The organism is Roseomonas alba (assembly GCF_019430885.1).
Lineage (GTDB): Bacteria > Pseudomonadota > Alphaproteobacteria > Acetobacterales > Acetobacteraceae > Neoroseomonas > Neoroseomonas alba.
Genome location: NZ_JAHYBZ010000003.1, coordinates 550058 through 566739, shown reverse-complemented (window position 1 = coordinate 566739; position 16682 = coordinate 550058). Strand labels below are relative to the sequence as shown.

Genomic DNA, 16682 nt, shown 5'->3' with positions numbered 1-16682 from the left:
GGCATCCTCCGTGCTGCGCAGCAACAACGGCGCGCGCGGGAGCATGACCTTTGCGCCGCATCCGGCCTGGGGCAAGACTGTCCTCATGACCGATACGCCGATCGAACGCATTGCCCGTGGCCTGCCGCTTGCCTATCCGGGACCGGGCGGCGCCGTCGCCGTGCTGCGCGACGGCGAGGTGCTGCTGCGCCACGCCTGGGGCTATGCGAATGCCGAACAGCGCATCCCCTTCACGCCGCGCACCCTGTTCCGCATCTGCTCCATCACGAAGCAGTTCGTCTGCGCCACGCTGCTGGATCGCCTGGACGATCCCTGCGCGCTGGATGGCGATCTGCGCGCGTATCTGCCCCTGCTGGACGGCAAGCTGCCGAGCACGCTGCACCTGGCCCACAACCAGTCTGGGTTGCGCGACTACTGGGCGGTGGCGATGCTGCACGGCTCGCCAGCCGAAGCGCCCTTCGGCCCGGAAGAATCGCGGCGCGTCATCGCCGGTGCACGGTCGCTGCACTTCGCGCCGGGCTCGCGCTATTCCTATGTGAACCACAATTTCCGCCTGATCGGCGAGATGCTGGAGGCGCGGACCGGCCGCAGCCTCGCGGAACTGCTGCGCGACGGCGTCTTCGATCGCGCGGGGATGCACTCGGCGATCCTCGCCGCCGACACGCGCGCCATGCCCGACGGTACGGAGGGCTACGAAGGCACCCAGGTCAGCGGCTTCCGCCCGGCGGTGAACCGCATCCACTGGACCGGCGATGCGGGGATCGGCGCCTCGCTGGACGACATGATCGCCTGGGAGAAGCATATCGACGCGACGCGGGATGATCCGGGGTCGCTGTATCGACGGCTGTCGGCGCCGGTCGCCTTCGCTGACGGCATGCCGGCGCATTACGGCTTCGGACTGGCGCGCAGCATGGAGCTCGGGCGCGCCGCGACGGGGCATGGCGGCGGGCTGCGCGGCTGGACCAGCCGACGACTGCATCTCGCCGCGGAGCGCATTTCCATCGTCGTGCTGTTCAATCACATTTCCGATCCCAGTTCGGCGGCGCTCGACCTCCTTGCCGCGCTGCTCGACGAACCGCGCAGCACGGCGCCGGAGGATCTGCCGCCGCCATCCTGGTGCGGCGCCTATGTCGATCCGGAAACGGGCCTGTCGGTGCGCATCGATCCTGTTTCCCCAGGCCGGCTGCGTCTGCGCTTCGGCCAGAGCGGCGAGACCCTCGCGCTGCAATCCGATGGTGATGCGGTCAATGCGCAGACGCGTCTGGTCCCGACGCCCGAGGGGTTGCGCATGGAACGGGTGAAGGACAACCAGGTCTCGATGCTGCGGCCGGCCGATGGTTCGCCACGCCTCGATGCCGAGGGGCGTTACCGCTGCGCGGAGCTGGATGCAGAGCTGACCATCGTCGATGCGGGCGGGGCGCTCTACGGCGCCTTCTCGGGTTTCCTGGGGCGCGGGCGGATGGAGTTGCTGGACCCGATCGGGACGGATCTCTGGGCGCTGCCCTGCCCGCGCGCGCTGGACCACACGCCGCCGGGCGACTGGACCATCGCCATCCATCGCGACGGCGCCGGGCGCGCGACCGCGGCGACGGTCGGGTGCTGGCTCGCGCGCGGGCTGCGTTACGACCGGGTCTGACTGCCGATGCGCGTGCTGATGATCCAGGCCCATCCGCGCGCCGACAGCTACTCCGCCGCACTGCGCGATGCGGCGCGCGGGGCTCTGGAAGCGGCGGGTCACACCGTCGAGCTGCGCGACCTCTACGCCGAAGGCTTCGCCCCGGCGCTGAGCGCCGCGGAACACGCGGTCAACATGATCGAGGGCGCCAACGAAGCGGGCATCGAGGACCACGTCGCCGCGCTACGACGGGCGGAGGCGCTGGTCCTCGTCTATCCCACCTGGTGGTACGGCATGCCGGCGATGCTGAAGGGCTGGTTCGACCGTATCTGGTCGCCGGGCATCGCCTTCCGCCTCGGCGAGGGCGCCATCGAGCCGCTGCTGACCGACATCCGCCGCATCGCGGTGGTGACGACCTATGGTTCGCCGCTCTGGCTGCTGTGGTGGATCGGCTGGCCGGATTACAAGCTGATATCCCGCGGCATCCGGCGGCTCTGCGGGAAGGGTTGCCGGCTGGACTGGGTCTCTCTGCACGACATGGACCGACGGCAGCGGCCTGAGCTCGACGCCTTCGTGACGAAGATCCACACGCATTTCAGCCGCTGGTAGGTCAGTGCCCGCCCGTCGCACTTTCGTGCCAATGCCGCAGCAGCAGATGCGACAGCAGCGTCAGCGCCATGAAGATCGCGATGCCGGTCGCCGAGATCAGCGCCAGCGCCGCGAACATGCGCGGAATCTGCAACTGATACCCTGATTCCATGATGCGCCAGGCGAGGCCCGAGGCGCTGCCCCCTGTCCCCGCCACGAATTCCGCGACGATCGCCCCGATCAGCGACAGCCCGCCCGAGATGCGCAGCCCGGCCAGGAAATAGGGCAGGGCCGATGGCAAGCGTAACCGCCACAGCGTCTGCCAGCGGCTTGCGCGATACAGCCGGAACAAGTCTACCAAGTTGGGATCGGCGGAGTTCAGCCCTAGCGTGGTGTTCGACAGGATCGGGAAGAAGGCAACGATCCAGGCGCAGATCAGCAGCGACAGCGTGACGTCGTTCGCCCAGATGATGATGAGGGGCGCGATGGCGACGATCGGCGTCACCTGCAGGATGACGGCGAAGGGAAACAATGACAGCGCCAGGATGCGCGACTGGGCGAAGAGGATGGCGAGCAGCAGCCCCAGCCCCGCCGCCGCCGCCAGCGCCATCAGCGTGATCTGCAGCGTGACCAGCAGCGACCCCGACAGCGTGCCCCAGTCCCGCACCAGCGTCTGCGCGATCAGCACCGGTCCGGGCAGGATGTAGGGCGGGATGGCATAGAGCCTCACCGCCGCCTCCCAGCAGGCGAGGAACAGCAGCGCCACCACGGCCGGCGCCAGCAGGCGCAGCCAGGTCATGCCGCCTCCGCCATGGCATCGGCCAGAGCCTGCGAGACGGTGCGGCACTGGGCCGCATACTCGCCCGAGGTGCGGAAGGCGCCGTCGCGCGGAGACGGCGCGGTGATGTCGAGCGCCGCAACGATCCGCCCCGGCCGCGGCGCCATCACCAGGATGCGGCGGGCGAGGAAGACGCTCTCGAATACCGAATGGGTGACGAAGACGGCCGTGAAGCGCTCGGCCTCCCATAGCCGCAGCAGATCGTCGTTCAGGCGGAAGCGGGTGATCTCGTCCAGCGCGGCGAAGGGCTCATCCATCAGCAGCAAAGGCGGGCGCGTGACCAGCGCGCGGGCGATCGACACCCGCATCCGCATGCCGCCGGACAGCGCCCGCGGATAACTGCGCTCGAAGCCTGCGAGGCCCACCCGCGCCATCCAGTCCGCGGCACGCGCCTCGGCATCGCGGCGCCGGAGGCCGGCGAGTTCCAGCGGCAGGGCGACGTTGCGCAGCGCCGTTGCCCAGGGCATCAGCGTCGGTTCCTGGAAGACGAAGCCGATCTCCGGCCGCGCCGTGCCTTGCCAGGACAGGCTGCCGGCCGTCGGGTCCGCGAGGCCCGCCAGCAACCGCAACAGCGTCGACTTCCCGCAGCCGGAAGGCCCCAGCAGCGCGACGAAATCCCCCCGCGCGATGTCGAGCGAGACCCCTTCCAGCGCCAGCGTCCCGGTGGCGTAGCGCTTGGCGACGCCGCGCAGCGCGACGAGGCTCACCCCAGCCCCACCCGCCGGTTCACGAAGCGCAGCGAATAGGCGCGGGTCACGTCGAGCCCCGGCGGCATCACCCCCGCATCGCGCATGGTGGTGTAGAAGTCCTGCCAGCGTGCCTCGGTCATCGCGCCGATGCCGAGCCGTTCCGCATCGCCCGACAGCACGATGCCATATTGGTTCATCACCCGCACCGCGTAGTCGATGCGGTCCTGCGTCATCTCCGGATTGTCGCGCATGATGAGGCGGTTCGCTTCCGCCACGTCCTGGCCGCGCATGTACTGCGTCCAGCCCTCGATGCTGGCATCGACGAAGCGCTGTACCAGGTCGGGCTTCTCCTCGACCATGCGGCGGGAGATGTCGAGCGTCTCCTGGTAGTTCGGGAAGCCCGCATCGGCGATCAGATGCACCTGCGGATGCGCGCCGGCCTGGATGGCGGAGAACGGCTCGGAAGACAGAAAGCCCTGCTGGATCGCGTTGCGGTCGGCGAGGAAGGGCTGCAGGTTGAAGGTGTAGGGCCGGATTTGCGTATCGCTGAAGCCGAACTTCGCGCGCAGGAAGGGCCAGAAGGTCACGCGCCCGCCGCCGCCGATCATGATCGGCTTGCCGCGCATCTGCTCGAAGCCCGTGATGCCGGCTTCCTCGTGGCTCATCAGGATCTGCGGATCCTTCTGGAACATGGCCGCGATGGTCAGGAAGGGCAGGTTCTCCCGCACATAGTTCAGCGCCTGGAAGCCGTTGGACATGGTCATGTCCACGCGCCCCGCCAGCAGCAGTTGCGAGGGGTTGAGCTGCGGCCCGCCCATGCGCAGCTCGACCTCGATGCCCCGGCGCCGGTAGAGCCCCGCGGCGATGGCCTGGTAGTAGCCGCCATGCTCCGCCTGTGCCCGCCAGTCGGTCTGGAAGACGATGCGGTCGAGGGTCTGCGCCGCTGGCACCCGTGCGCCGGCCACCGCCACGAGGGCGAAGGCCGCCCCGCCTGTCAGCGCCGTCCGCCGCTCGATCCGGTATCTGCTGCGCATGGCGTGCTCCGTGTCTGAGGGGGGCGCTCAGGCTGCCGCGCAGTTGGCCATGCGGCAAGCGTCAAGACGCCTTCCGGGCCGCCGCGTGACGCGAGGCTGCGCGGACAAGGCGGACACCCGCTCATGTCCAGCGGTCGTCGCAGCCTGTTTGGCGGCGACATGCGCACGCGATTCTTCCGTTGGGTCCTTCGCAACCTGAAGCTAACGCGGGGCTCCGCCGCCGGGATCGGAGCCCCTCCCATCGTCCGACCTCACCGCTGATCGGCGAGGGATATTGGAGTCACTGCGCGACAGGACGTGCCTGATAGGCGACCATCTGCTCATCCATGCGCGGCGTGTATTCGACGCCACGGCGCGCCGCGACCACGACCACCTGATTGTAGATCGGGATGAAGGGCACCTGCTCCAGCGACTCGCGCGCGACGCGCTGCAGCTCCGCCTCGCGTCCCGGACCCGTTTGCCCGATCATCGTGTCGATCAGCCCGTCCAGCCGCGCGTCGCTGAACCCGCCGCGATTGCCCTGGCCGAAGGCGGAACCCGGCCGTCGCGTGTGGACCGCAGTCGACAGGATGTAGGACGCATCACGCGAGGAGGACAGCGACAGGCCGTACAGCATCAGCGGCAGGTCGTTGCGCGTGGCCAGGGTTCGCGGGGAGAAGACGTTCCAGGGCTGGGTTTCGACCTTCACCTGGAAGCCGGCGCGGGACAGCATCTGCCCGGCCGCCTGGCAGACCCGGGAATCATTGACGTAGCGGTTGTTGGAGCAGCCCAGCGTCAGCACGAACCCGTTCGGGTAGCCGGCCTCGGCGAGAAGGGCGCGGGCACGCGCCGGATCGGCCGGCGGGACGGTGATGGAGGGGTCGTAGCCACCGAACTGTTCCGGTACCATCTGCACCGTCGCGACACCCTGGCCATCCAGGGCGCGTGCCACCAGCGCGTTGCGGTCGAGCGCGATCGACAGCGCCTGGCGCACCCGCACGTCGCGCAGCGGATTGTGCGGCAGTGCCTGCCCGTTGGCGTCGGTCAGCAGAGGGAACTGGTCCAGCCGCACATTGGGCAGCAGGTACATGATGCGGTCGGAATTACGCCGGAAGACGCTGACGCGTTGGTCGCGCTGCAGACGTTCCACATCGGCGGGCGGCACGCTCTCGATGATCTCGATGTCGCCGCTCAGCAGCGCGGCGAGGCGGGAGGCGTCATTGCCGATGACGCGAATGTCGACACGCTGATAGGCCGCCTTCTCACCCCAGAAGGCGTCGTTGCGGACGATCGTCATGCCTTCCTGGCCGCGCATTTGTTCCAGCCGGAACGGCCCGGTGCCGATCGCGGCGCGGCCGGTGTTGAAGTCGGTGGTGCTCGCAGTCTCGGCGGCACGCTTCGACACGACGAAGATATTGGTGAGCTGCCCGGGCAGCACCGGGTTCACCTGGTCCGTGTGAAGCCGGACGGTGAAGGGATCGACCACCTCGACGCGATCGATGGTGCGGAGGTTGGACGTATAGGGGCCGGGATTGTTCGGCACGTTCGGCACGCGCGCGATGGAGAATGCGACATCATCCGCAGTGAATGGGCTGCCGTCGTGGAAGGTGACGCCGCGGCGCAGACGCAGTTCCCAGGTCTGCGGTTCGATCATCTCCCAGGATTCGACGACGCCCGGAACGAAGCGGCTTTCGGCGTCGCGATTGATCAGACTGTCATAGATGTTGCGCGCCGCGGCCATGTTCGGTCCGGCGAAGAGGAAATGCGGATCGAGACCGAAGGGCGCCTCGACGGCCATGCTCAAGGTCTGGGCCTGTCCGGCGTGTGCCATGCCTGCCAGGCAGGCAGCAGCGAATAATCGACCGAGGCGCATCATCGGCATCTCCAGCTTTGACCGGGCGAGCCTTCGGCTGCGCGTGGCTCGTGTCAATCGGGCCCGGCGGCGCCTGGTACAGCAAGCGGCAGGCCAACCGTCCCCACCATCCATGCCAGGCGATGCTTCTGCGCCGCGCGCGCATGGCGCCGCGCCGCGGCTTCCGCCGCATCTCCGTCACGCTGCCGGACCGCCTCGAGGATGGCGCGATGTTCGGCATGCGCCTGTTCCGCGCGTCCGCCGCGCGTCAGCAGCGTCGGCAGCAGCGACATGGTCGCGCCGAGCAGTTCCAGGCTGCGCAGCAAATAGCGGTTGTGTGCGGCGAGGTAGAGCAGCCCGTGCAGCCGCTGGTTCTCGGCTGCCAGCGCCGTCGCATCGGCGAAAACGCCCGGTTCGCGTTCGACGATTTCGGCCATGGCGGCGATCTCGGTGTCGCTTGCATGCTGCGCGGCGAGGCGCGCCGCGGCACCCTCCAGCACTTCCCGCATGACATAGAGTTCGACGACCTGCTGGTGGTCGGGCCGGGTGACGGTCACGCCGCGCCGGGGCTCATGGGTCAGCAGCCCCTCGGCCTCGAGCCGCGCGATGGCCTGGCGGACCGGCGTGCGGGAGACCCCGAAGCGCCCGGCGAGGTCGGTTTCCGTCAGCCTTTCGCCGGGCGCCAGGGTGCCATCGCGGATGGCCGCCCTGATCCGGGAATAGGCTTCGAGCCCGAGTTCGCGCGAGGATGTGGGAGCCCCGTCCATGGGCCACCCTATAGCCGAGGCCGCAGCGCCGGCGAAAGTCAGGCGCGCGGCGGAGTCAGGCCGAATGGAAATAGGCGTGCCGGAAGGCGTCGATCTGCCAGTCATCGATCAGGGTCCGGCCGCCATATTTCTGCGTGGCCATGTCGAAGGTGCCATAGGCCATCAGGTTGTCCGTCACGGCATGGCCGTCCTCGACCAGGCGGGAGTCGCCCTGCGGCCCATGGCCCGGATGCTTGAGTCCCGCGCAGTGGCCGGCCTCATGGGTCAGGGTCAGCCCGTCCTCGTTCAGAGTGAAGGCGTCCATGACGACCCAGGGCAGCCAATTCAGCTTCTGGTCGATCGAGCCGGGCGATTCCCCGCCGCCGCCGCCGATCTGGCAGAGGATGACGGGCAGGCGGTTGTCGAAGCTGGCATAGCGAGCGTGCGCCATCGCCCGCAGCGCCAGCCGCTGGGCCAGGCCCTCGCCCGATCGACCCTGCTCGAGCAGCGGCGCGCTCCAGTCGAGGTCCAGGCTGCCGGAGGCGGGATAGGCCTCGAAGCGCAGGCCGTGCGGGCGGAGGAAGGCGTTGCCCTTCTCGATCTGCTTGTGGAAGACCGTATTCGCCCAGGGCGCGACCGGTCCGACGTGGAAAAGCGTGAGCTTCAGGGTGCCCATGGGGTTCTCCCGCAACTGAAGGTGATGCGACGGGCGGCCCCGCCGGCGCCTTCATGTGAGAATCCCTCTGTTTCAGGATGGTATCGCGGGCGTCCCGGCCGCGTGATGCGGGTCACGCCGGCCCCTTGTCATCGCGCGGCATTGGTATATGACGGGATTCAGTTGGATACAGAGATAGCGGCGCCGGAGGGCACGACCCCATGGTGGACCTGACCGAAACCTTCGACGTGCTGGTGGCCGGCGGCGGCAATGCCGCCCTGTGCGCCGCCATCACCGCCTGCCGTGCCGGCGCGCGGGTGGTGGTGGCCGAGCATGCGCCGAAGCCGATGCGCGGGGGCAATTCGCGCCACACGCGCAATGTGCGCTCGCTGCATCACGGCCCGACCGGTGTGCTGACCGATTCCTATCTTGAGGAAGAGTACTGGGACGATCTGCGCCGCGTCACCGCGGGCAAGACCAATGAGCCGCTCGCCCGCATGTGCATCCGCGCATCGGAGGAAGCGCCGAAATTCCTCGAATCCTGCGGGGTGGTGTTCCAGCCCTCGCTGTCGGGCACGCTGTCGCTGTCGCGCACCAACGCCTTCTTCCTCGGCGGCGGCAAGGCGCTGGTGAATGCGCTGTACCGCACGGCGGAGGCGCTCGGCATCACCATCCTCTACGACACCGAGGTGCAGCACGTCGTGGTGAAGGACGGCTTCGCCACCGAGGCTGTCGTCTCCCATCGCGGTTTCCCCGCCACCATCAAGTTCAAGGCGTTCATCGCCTCGGCGGGCGGATTCCAGGCCAATCGCGAATGGCTGCGGAAATACTGGGGCGATGCGGCCGACAATTTCCAGATCCGCGGCACGCCCTATGCGCAGGGACGCCTGCTGAAGGACCTGCTGTCGCAGGGTGTGCAGGAAGTGGGCGATCCGACCCAGTTCCACGCCGTCGCCAATGACGCGCGCGCGCCGATGGAGGATGGCGGTCTCGCCATGCGTCTCGACTGCGTGCCCTTTTCCATCGTGGTGAATCGCGACGTCGAACGCTTCTACGATGAGGGCGAGGATGTCTGGCCGAAGCGCTACGCCATCTGGGGCCGGCTGATCGCGCAGCAGCCGGACCAGATGGCCTTCGCCATCAACGACTCCCAGGCGCAGCTCAACTACCTGCCGCCGGTCTTCGCGCCCTACAAGGCGGACAGCATCGCGGAGCTCGCCGGCATCATCGGCCTCGATGCCGCGAAGCTGGAAAAGGTCGTCGCCGACTACAATGCCGCCGTGCAGCCCGGCACCTTCGTCGCGCAGTCGCTCGACGACTGCCGCACCGAGGGATTGACGCCGCCCAAGTCGCACTGGGCGCGGAAGATCGACCAGCCGCCCTATTACTGCCACCCGCTGCGTCCGGGCATCACCTTCACCTTCCTGTCCGTGAAGGTGAACGAGCAGGCCCGCGTGCTGATGGCGGACGGCAAGCCCTCGGGGAACATGTTCGCCTCGGGCGAGATCATGTCCGGCAACATCCTTGGCCAGGGCTACCTGGCCGGGTTCGGCATGGCGATCGGCACCGTGTTCGGCCGCATCGCCGGGGCGGAAGCCGCGAAGCTGGTGAGGAACTGACCCGATGGCCCAGGAATCCCAGGCGATCACCGACGCGCGCCAGTACATGGAAGTCTGCAATGCCTGCCGGTATTGCGAGAGCTACTGCGCCGTCTTCCCCGCCATGACGATGCGCCGCGCCTTCACCGAGGGCGACCTGACGCACCTCGCCAATCTCTGCCATGGCTGCAAGGGCTGCTACCACGCCTGCCAATACGCGCCGCCGCATGCCTTCGGCATCAACCTTCCGGCGACCTTCGCCGAGATCCGGCAGGAATCCTACGCGCAGCATGCCTGGCCGGCGGGCTTCGGGCAGCTCTTCGCGCGCAATGGCACCCTCGTCTCGCTGGTCGCGACGCTGGGCGTCGCGCTGGCGCTGATCCTGTCGGTCGCGTTGCAGGACCCGGCGGTGCTGTGGTCCGCGCAGCGGGGTGCCGGCGCCTTCTTCCGCGTCGTGCCGCACTGGCTGATGATCTCGCTCGGCGTGCTGACCTTCGGCTTCGCGCTGTTCGCCATGACGATGGGCGCACGCAGCTACTGGAACGCGACGGGCAGTCCGTCAGGGGCATTTTCTGCTGGCCCGGCGACAGAGGCTGTCACGGACATCGTCACGCTGCGCAACCTCGGCGGTGGCGGACATGGCTGCAACGATCTCGACGACAGCTTTTCGATGCGCCGCCGCTGGCTGCACCAGGCGCTGTTCGGCGGATTCATGCTGTGCTTCGCGGCCACCTGCACGGGCACGATCTACCACTACTTCTTCGGCTGGACGTCGCCGCACAGCTTCTTCTCGCTTCCCGTGCAGTTCGGCTTCTGGGGCGGTGTGCTGATGATGATCGGCGCCGCGGGCCTCGCCCAGGTGAAGGTCATCACCGATCCGGGGCCGGTGGCGAAGAAGCTCGCCGGCGGGGAGTTTGCGATCCTTGGGCTGCTGTTCCTGATCGCTGCCACCGGGCTGCTGCTGCTGGCGGTGCGGCACACCGGAGCGATGGGCATCATGCTCGCCATCCATCTCGGCCTGGTCTTCGCGTTCTTCCTGCTGATGCCCTACTCGAAGATGGTGCATGGCGTGTATCGCGGGCTCGCGCTGCTGCGGAACGCGCAGGAGAAGCGGCGGATGCAGCCGATCGCGGCCGGCGGCTGAATGGGGGAGGCTCCTCCACGCCCGGTCTGCCGTAATACTAACGGCCCTTTTTCCTGATCGGTGGAACCGAGAGGGGCTTTGCCCCTCTCGCCGCGAAGCAGTGCTTCACGCCCCGCCAAAGGCCACAAGGCCTTATGGAAACCGATACCTGGCGCCCGGGCACCACCGTCACGATCAGTGTCGGAACCCGCCCTTGCGCACTCAGCGCGCCGGGAGGGGAATAAAACGCCTGCACCGCTCAGCACCAAATGACGGTTTCCAAAGGCCTTGGGCCTTTGGCGGGGTGGCTTGGAGGGGCGGAGCCCCTCCAATCTTCCAGCGCATTCGTCCGGGCGGCTGAAGAGGTTCGCTCTGCGAGGGCGGTGCCTCAGCGCGGCGCGCCGAAGCGGCTCGGCGGCAGGTCGAGCCCCAGATGCCCACGCAAAGTCGTCGCCGTATATTCCCGGCGGAACAGGCCGCGGCGCTGGAGTTCCGGCACCACCTCGTCCACGAACTGGTCGAAGGCGCCGGGGAACCAGGCGGGCAGGATGTTGAAGCCGTCCGCGGCGCCGGTCTCGAACCATTCCTGCAGCGTGTCGGCGATGTCGGACGGCGTGCCGGCGATCACCCAATGCCCGCGCGCCGCACCGGTCAGGTTGTGCAGGTCGCGCCAGGTCATGCCCTCGCGCCGTGCTTTCGACAGCATGGCGCGCGCGAAGCCGTGGGAGGTATCGGGCAGCGGCAGGTCAGGCACCAGCTCATCGAGCGGGAAGCCCGAGACATCCATGCCGAGCCGCCCGGACAGCAACCCCGCTGCATTGCTGCCCGTCACGAAGGATTGGAGCTTGTCGAGGGTGTCGCGCGCCTCCTGCCGCGTCGCGCCGATCACCGGCATGACGCCGGGCAGCACGGCGATCTCCTCGGGCCGGCGGCCGAAGCGGGGCATGCGGGACTTCAGCGCGGTGTAGCCGACGCGCGCCTCCTCGAGGTCCTGCACCACGGCGAAAACGACATCCGCCGTGCGGGCGGCGAGGTCGAGGCCCGGCTCGGACGCGCCGGCCTGCAGGATGATGGGACGACCCTGCGGGGAACGCGGCGCATTGTTCGGCCCCTTCACGCGAAAGTACGTCCCGTCGTGATCCAGGCTGTGGATCTTGGAGAAGTCGAGGTACTGCCCGGTCTCGCGATTGGCGACGACGGCGCCGTCCTCCCAGCAATCCCAGAGCCCCGTCACGACATCGACGAATTCCTCGGCGACGCGGTAGCGCTCGGCATGCGGCGGGTGCTCGCGGCCGAAATTCAGCGCGGCGAGGCCCCCCGAACTCGTCACCGCATTCCACGCGGCGCGCCCGCTGGTCAGGTGGTCGAGTGAAGCGAACTGGCGCGCGACGTTGAAGGGCTCGTTGTAGGTGGTCGAGGCCGTGGCGCCGAGGCCGAGATGCGTCGTGGTCGCGGCCAGCGCACCGAGCATGGTGATCGGCTCGAAGCGTGAGGTGAAGGAGGGGTGGTCGTTCTCCTTCACCGCCAGGCCGTCGCCGAGAAACAGCAGATCGAAGCAGCCGCGTTCCGCGATGCGCGCAATATGCTGGATGACCTTCAGATCCACGAAGCTGTCATAGGCGCCTGGCATCCGCCACCCGGCAATGTGATTGCCGGTTCCGAGAACGAAAACACCGAGATGCATCTGCCGTCGCGCCATGGAAACACCCTTGCTGCACCGCAACAGGGTGCTCGCCGACACCGGGGCGCGCAAGTCATGCACCCGTCGCCGGATGGAAGCTGAATCTTAACCGGTTGTTACCTTGAGGTCAGGTGGCCAGTGCAGACCCGTTCCGGGCCCGACGCCGCGCCCCCGTGCCGGCCCCGCCTGGAGGAATGCATGAGCACGACTTACCACGTCCTCGCCACCGCCGATTTCAGCCAGGATTGGTCGAACACCGGCCTGATCGCGACGAATGACGACTGGAGCGGCGTCGCCTCGATCATGGGCTATCGCGGCGATGAGCTGACGGCGTCGACCGGGACGGATCCGCGAACCCTGACCGCCGCCGATGCGGGGCTGGTGGTCGACGTGAACGCCAACCAAACCAATCCGGACACCTATACCGCCGGCGGCGTGACCGAGTTCGAGCTGACCGACCCTACCATCGCGCTGAACGGGTCGGGCACGGCGGATGCGCCCTATCTGGTGCTGTTCATGAACACGCTCGGCCGCAGCGAGGTGACGCTCAGCTTCAACCTGCGCGACGTCGACGGCTCGGCCGACGATGCGACGCAGCAGGTGGCCGTGCAGTACCGCATCGGCGAGACCGGCGACTGGACCAATGCGCCCGGCGGCTACGTCGCGGATGCGACGAGCGGCCCGTCCCTCGCCACGCTGGTCACGCCAGTAACCGTTGTGCTGCCGGAGGAGGCGGTGGACCAGGCACAACTCCAGATCCGCATCATCACCGCCAACGCCCCGGGCAATGACGAGTGGGTCGGCATCGACGACATCGCCGTCACCTCCGCCCCGGCCGGTGCGCCGGTGGAGACGCTTTCCATCGCCGCCGCCTCGGCCGACAAGGCCGAGGGCGATGCCGGCACGACGGAGTTCACCTTCACCGTCACTCGCGCGAATGGGGATGGCGAGGCCGGTGCGACCTGGACGCTCTCCGCCCCGGGTGGCGCGAGTGAAGCCGCCGCGGACGACTTCGCCGGCCCGCTGACCGGCACCATCGCCTTCGCCGAGGGCGAGACCGAGCAGACCATCACCGTCACGGTCAGCGGCGACACCGCTTCCGAAGGCGACGAGACCTTCGCGGTCGCCCTCTCCGACCCGACTGGCGGCGCGGTGATCGGCACGGCGATCGCCACCGGAACCATCCGCAACGACGATCTTCCGATCACGAAGATCAGCACGGTGCAGGGCGCGGGCGAGGCGAGCGGCATGGTCGGCCAGACCGTGACCATCGAGGCCATCGTGATCGGCGACTTCCAGAACGGTGACGCCGACGCGGCCCACAGCATGGGTGGCTTCTTCCTGCAGGAGGAGGACACGGATGCCGACGGCAACGCCGCCACCTCGGAAGGCCTCTACGTCTTCGCGAATGTGGCGTTGGGCGATGTCGCGATCGGCGACAAGGTGCTCGTGACCGGCACGGTCAGCGAGTATTTCGGCCTGACCCAGCTCAACGCGACCTCCGTCTCGGTGGTCAGCAGCGGCCACGACCTGCCGACCGCCGCGGTCATTGAACTGCCGGCCGAAGGCGTGACGCTGAACCAGAACGGCGCGTACCAGCCGGATCTCGAAGCCTATGAGGGGATGCGCGTCACCATCCCGCAGACGCTGACCATCTCGGAGCAGTTCAACCTCGACCGCTCCAATGAGATCCGCCTCGTCGCCGGGGAACGCGAGGCGAGCTTCACCCAGGACAACGATCCCTCGGTCGAGGGCTATGCCCAGCATCTGCAGGATCTCGGCGCGCGCACCATCGTCTATGACGACGGGCAGAACGCGCAGAACCTGCCGATCGGGGGGCTCGACGGCTTCGGCCCGAGCTACGACGCGGCGACCGCGCCGCGGATGGGTGACCAGGTGACCGACCTGTCCGGGGTGCTGGACTACCAGTGGGCGGGCTTCTCCGGCTCCGGGTCCACCTGGCGCATTCGCTCCACGGTGGATGGCGAGAACAGCTTCGACCGCGTCACCGAACGGCCCGAGACGCCGCCCGATGTCGGCGGCACGCTGCAGGTCGCGTCCTTCAACGTGCTGAACTTCTTCCCAACGCTGAACAGCAACCCCGGCGACGACAGCAGCAACTCCGATCCGAGCGACAACATCGCCAACGGCATGGACTCCCGCGGCGCCAACAATCCCGAGGAATACGCCCGGCAGTTCGAGAAGCTGATGACCACGCTGTCGACCATCCATGCCGAGGTGATCGGCCTGGTCGAGCTGGAGAACGACTTCCTCCCCGGCGCCTCGGGCAACGCAATCGAGACCATCGTCAACGGGCTGAACAGCCTGGAAGGTGCGGAGGTGTGGTCCTGGGTGAACCCGGATACGCGCTTCCTCGGTGGTGACGCCATCGCGGTCGGCATCATCTACCGCAACGACGCGGTGCGTCTCGCGGACGGCACCAGCATCGCGACGCTGACCGATACCGATCTCGCGGGCCTCGGCCTGCAATCGCTGATCGACGACAGCACGGTGGGCGGTGTCTTCGACGGCGCGAACACCAGCCGTGTGCCGCTCGCCGCGACCTTCGAGGATCTCGACAGCGGCGAGACCTTCACCGTCGCGGTGAACCACTTCAAGTCCAAGAGCGGCAGTGGCACCGGCGCGGATGCCGACATCCTCGACGGCCAGGGAAGCTGGACGCAGCAGCGCGAGGCGGCCGCCACGGCACTCTCTGCCTGGCTCGACACCGATCCGACCGGGTCGGGCAACGACAACGTGCTGATCCTCGGCGACCTCAACGCCTATGCGCGGGAGGATGCGATGGGCGTCCTCAAGGGCGCCGGCTATGTCGACCTCGAAGCGCCGGGCGAACACACCTACGTCTTCGACGGCCAGACCGGGTCGCTCGACCACGCTCTGAGCTCCGAAGGGCTGGCCGGCGCCATCACCGGCGCGGAGGCCTGGGCGATCAATGCCGATGAGGCGGATGCGCTCGACTACAACACCGATTTCGGACGCGATCCGGCGATATTCGACGGCAACACGCCCTATCGCACCTCGGACCATGATCCGCTGGTCATCGGGCTTGACTTCACCCCGATCACCTCGGTCGCCTTCGCGCTCACCGAAGGCGGCGCCAAGGCTGCGGCGCTGCTCTACCGCGCCGAGGAAGGCGAGGGCGTCGAGGACAGTGCTGCCGTCAACGACAGCACCGGCGCGACGACCGGCCGCTTCCGCCAGGAGGACGGCGAGGTCCGCGTGCTCGCCATCGATCCGGCCGGCAGCCTGCGTGACATGCAGGCGCGCCTCTCCTGGCAGGAGGACGGCGTGGCGACGCTGCGCGATACCTCGGGCGGCGGCGTGGATGGCGTGCTGGTCACCGACTTCGTCGGCCATGCGCTGAAGGTGCAGGGCTTCGCCTCGGTGACGCTGACCGCGACGCGGGATCAGGACGTCACGCTGCGCGTGGTCGACGCGAATGAGACCACGATCACGACCGGTGCCGGGCATGACGACATCACCATCGCCGGTGAGGTCACCTCCCTGTGGCGCCCGTCGCAGGTCGCGGTGGATGGCGGTGCGGGCGACGATCGCATCACGCTCGACCTCGCCAGGGCCGCGCCGGCGCTGGCGGCTACGGCGCAGGCGGAGCTGGCCGGCGGAGCAGGCAACGACACCATCCTCGGCAGCGTCTCCGCCGACACCATCGACGGTGGCGCGGGCGCCGACGACCTGTCGGGGCGTGGCGGCCAGGACATCTTCGTGCTGCGGGCCGGCGAGGTCGGCGGCGACATCATCCGCGACTTCGGCGCGTTGGACGGGGTAGCGCTCGATCGCGACGCGCTGCGCCTCGAAGGCTTCGCGCCCGATGCGATGCTGGAGAATGCCGGCGGCGATCTGTGGAGCGTGGGCGGCGAGACCTTCCAGCTCGCCGGGGTGCTGTCGCTGGGGCAGGTCGACTACGCCTTCGCCTGACTGGGCGAAGAGTGTGGTGAGGGTGGAGCGGGGAAGGGCTCTGCCCTCCCCCGCACCCCCACCCGCCAAAGGCCACAGGGCCTTTGGAAACCATCACCTGGTATTGGGCGGGGGAGGCATTCTCGGCGCCAACACACGCGCCGTGCCCATCGCGCCATCCGTCATGACACCGCACGGTGCGGGCGCTCGAACACGTTCCGCGCGCAAGGGCGCGCTTCCGCATCCATCCTGACCATGGCGCCTTGCGCCAGGTATCGGTTTCCAAAGGCCCTGTGGCCTTTGGTGGGGTGAGCCCGAGAGGGGCAAAGCCCCTCTCGGTCCCACAGC

The 16682-nt window shown here is 68.3% G+C and carries 12 protein-coding genes; 5 read left to right on the top strand and 7 right to left on the bottom strand.

Going from position 1 to position 16682, the window contains the following annotated elements:
- The first annotated feature begins 43 nt into the window (after positions 1 to 43).
- On the top strand, positions 44 to 1636 hold the full coding sequence (locus KPL78_RS11295) for a D-aminopeptidase (RefSeq protein WP_255568857.1): 1593 nt from the start codon (positions 44 to 46) through the stop codon (positions 1634 to 1636).
- 18 nt (positions 1637 to 1654) lie between these two features.
- On the top strand, positions 1655 to 2224 hold the full coding sequence (locus KPL78_RS11290) for an NAD(P)H-dependent oxidoreductase (protein ID WP_255568856.1): 570 nt from the start codon (positions 1655 to 1657) through the stop codon (positions 2222 to 2224).
- A 1-nt stretch (position 2225) separates the two neighbouring features.
- Here KPL78_RS11290 and KPL78_RS11285 read toward each other — a convergent pair whose 3' ends face one another.
- From KPL78_RS11285 to KPL78_RS11260, 6 genes are all read right to left on the bottom strand, one after another.
- Complete coding sequence (locus KPL78_RS11285) at positions 2226 to 3002, bottom strand: ABC transporter permease (RefSeq protein ID WP_219763037.1); 777 nt, start codon at positions 3000 to 3002, stop codon at positions 2226 to 2228.
- On the bottom strand, positions 2999 to 3748 hold the full coding sequence (locus tag KPL78_RS11280; RefSeq protein ID WP_219763036.1) for an ABC transporter ATP-binding protein: 750 nt from the start codon (positions 3746 to 3748) through the stop codon (positions 2999 to 3001). The genes KPL78_RS11285 and KPL78_RS11280 overlap by 4 nt, the downstream gene beginning before the upstream one ends.
- A complete protein-coding gene (locus KPL78_RS11275; RefSeq protein ID WP_219763035.1) occupies positions 3745 to 4764 on the bottom strand; it encodes an ABC transporter substrate-binding protein in 1020 nt (339 codons plus the stop codon). The genes KPL78_RS11280 and KPL78_RS11275 overlap by 4 nt, the downstream gene beginning before the upstream one ends.
- A gap of 280 nt (positions 4765 to 5044) precedes the next feature.
- On the bottom strand, positions 5045 to 6541 hold the full coding sequence (locus KPL78_RS11270) for an ABC transporter substrate-binding protein (protein WP_255568927.1): 1497 nt from the start codon (positions 6539 to 6541) through the stop codon (positions 5045 to 5047).
- Positions 6542 to 6669: 128 nt separating this feature from the next.
- On the bottom strand, positions 6670 to 7362 hold the full coding sequence (locus KPL78_RS11265; RefSeq protein WP_219763033.1) for a GntR family transcriptional regulator: 693 nt from the start codon (positions 7360 to 7362) through the stop codon (positions 6670 to 6672).
- Positions 7363 to 7417: 55 nt separating this feature from the next.
- Positions 7418 to 8017 (bottom strand): hypothetical protein, encoded by a 600-nt coding sequence (locus KPL78_RS11260; protein WP_219763032.1) that lies wholly within the window; start codon positions 8015 to 8017, stop codon positions 7418 to 7420.
- Between the two features lie 200 nt (positions 8018 to 8217).
- On the opposite strand from KPL78_RS11260, the gene tcuA reads away from it, so the two are divergent.
- Together tcuA and tcuB are read left to right on the top strand one after the other, a co-directional pair.
- On the top strand, positions 8218 to 9615 hold the full coding sequence (tcuA, locus tag KPL78_RS11255) for an FAD-dependent tricarballylate dehydrogenase TcuA (protein ID WP_219763031.1): 1398 nt from the start codon (positions 8218 to 8220) through the stop codon (positions 9613 to 9615).
- A 4-nt stretch (positions 9616 to 9619) separates the two neighbouring features.
- A complete protein-coding gene (gene tcuB / locus KPL78_RS11250) occupies positions 9620 to 10738 on the top strand; it encodes a tricarballylate utilization 4Fe-4S protein TcuB (RefSeq protein ID WP_219763030.1) in 1119 nt (372 codons plus the stop codon).
- 367 nt (positions 10739 to 11105) lie between these two features.
- On the opposite strand, the gene KPL78_RS11245 is transcribed toward tcuB, so the two are convergent.
- Positions 11106 to 12416, bottom strand: a complete 1311-nt coding sequence (locus tag KPL78_RS11245) for an LLM class flavin-dependent oxidoreductase (RefSeq protein ID WP_219763029.1) — start codon at positions 12414 to 12416, stop codon at positions 11106 to 11108.
- 180 nt (positions 12417 to 12596) lie between these two features.
- Here KPL78_RS11245 and KPL78_RS11240 point away from each other — a divergent pair, with 180 nt between their 5' ends.
- Complete coding sequence (locus KPL78_RS11240) at positions 12597 to 16355, top strand: ExeM/NucH family extracellular endonuclease (RefSeq protein ID WP_219763028.1); 3759 nt, start codon at positions 12597 to 12599, stop codon at positions 16353 to 16355.
- Positions 16356 to 16682: the final 327 nt, after the last annotated feature.

Bases quoted from the DNA above. Each gene is read 5' to 3' on its own strand.
- KPL78_RS11285 (WP_219763037.1), bottom strand. From the start codon at position 3,002: ATGACCTGGCTGCGCCTGCTGGCGCCGGCCGTGGTGGCGCTGCTGTTC.
- KPL78_RS11275 (WP_219763035.1), bottom strand. From the start codon at position 4,764: ATGCGCAGCAGATACCGGATCGAGCGGCGGACGGCGCTGACAGGCGGG.
- KPL78_RS11260 (WP_219763032.1), bottom strand. From the start codon at position 8,017: ATGGGCACCCTGAAGCTCACGCTTTTCCACGTCGGACCGGTCGCGCCC.
- KPL78_RS11270 (WP_255568927.1), bottom strand. From the start codon at position 6,541: ATGGCCGTCGAGGCGCCCTTCGGTCTCGATCCGCATTTCCTCTTCGCC.
- KPL78_RS11240 (WP_219763028.1), top strand. From the start codon at position 12,597: ATGAGCACGACTTACCACGTCCTCGCCACCGCCGATTTCAGCCAGGAT.
- KPL78_RS11245 (WP_219763029.1), bottom strand. From the start codon at position 12,416: ATGGCGCGACGGCAGATGCATCTCGGTGTTTTCGTTCTCGGAACCGGC.
- tcuB (WP_219763030.1), top strand. From the start codon at position 9,620: ATGGCCCAGGAATCCCAGGCGATCACCGACGCGCGCCAGTACATGGAA.
- KPL78_RS11290 (WP_255568856.1), top strand. From the start codon at position 1,655: ATGATCCAGGCCCATCCGCGCGCCGACAGCTACTCCGCCGCACTGCGC.
- KPL78_RS11295 (WP_255568857.1), top strand. From the start codon at position 44: ATGACCTTTGCGCCGCATCCGGCCTGGGGCAAGACTGTCCTCATGACC.
- KPL78_RS11265 (WP_219763033.1), bottom strand. From the start codon at position 7,362: ATGGACGGGGCTCCCACATCCTCGCGCGAACTCGGGCTCGAAGCCTAT.
- tcuA (WP_219763031.1), top strand. From the start codon at position 8,218: ATGGTGGACCTGACCGAAACCTTCGACGTGCTGGTGGCCGGCGGCGGC.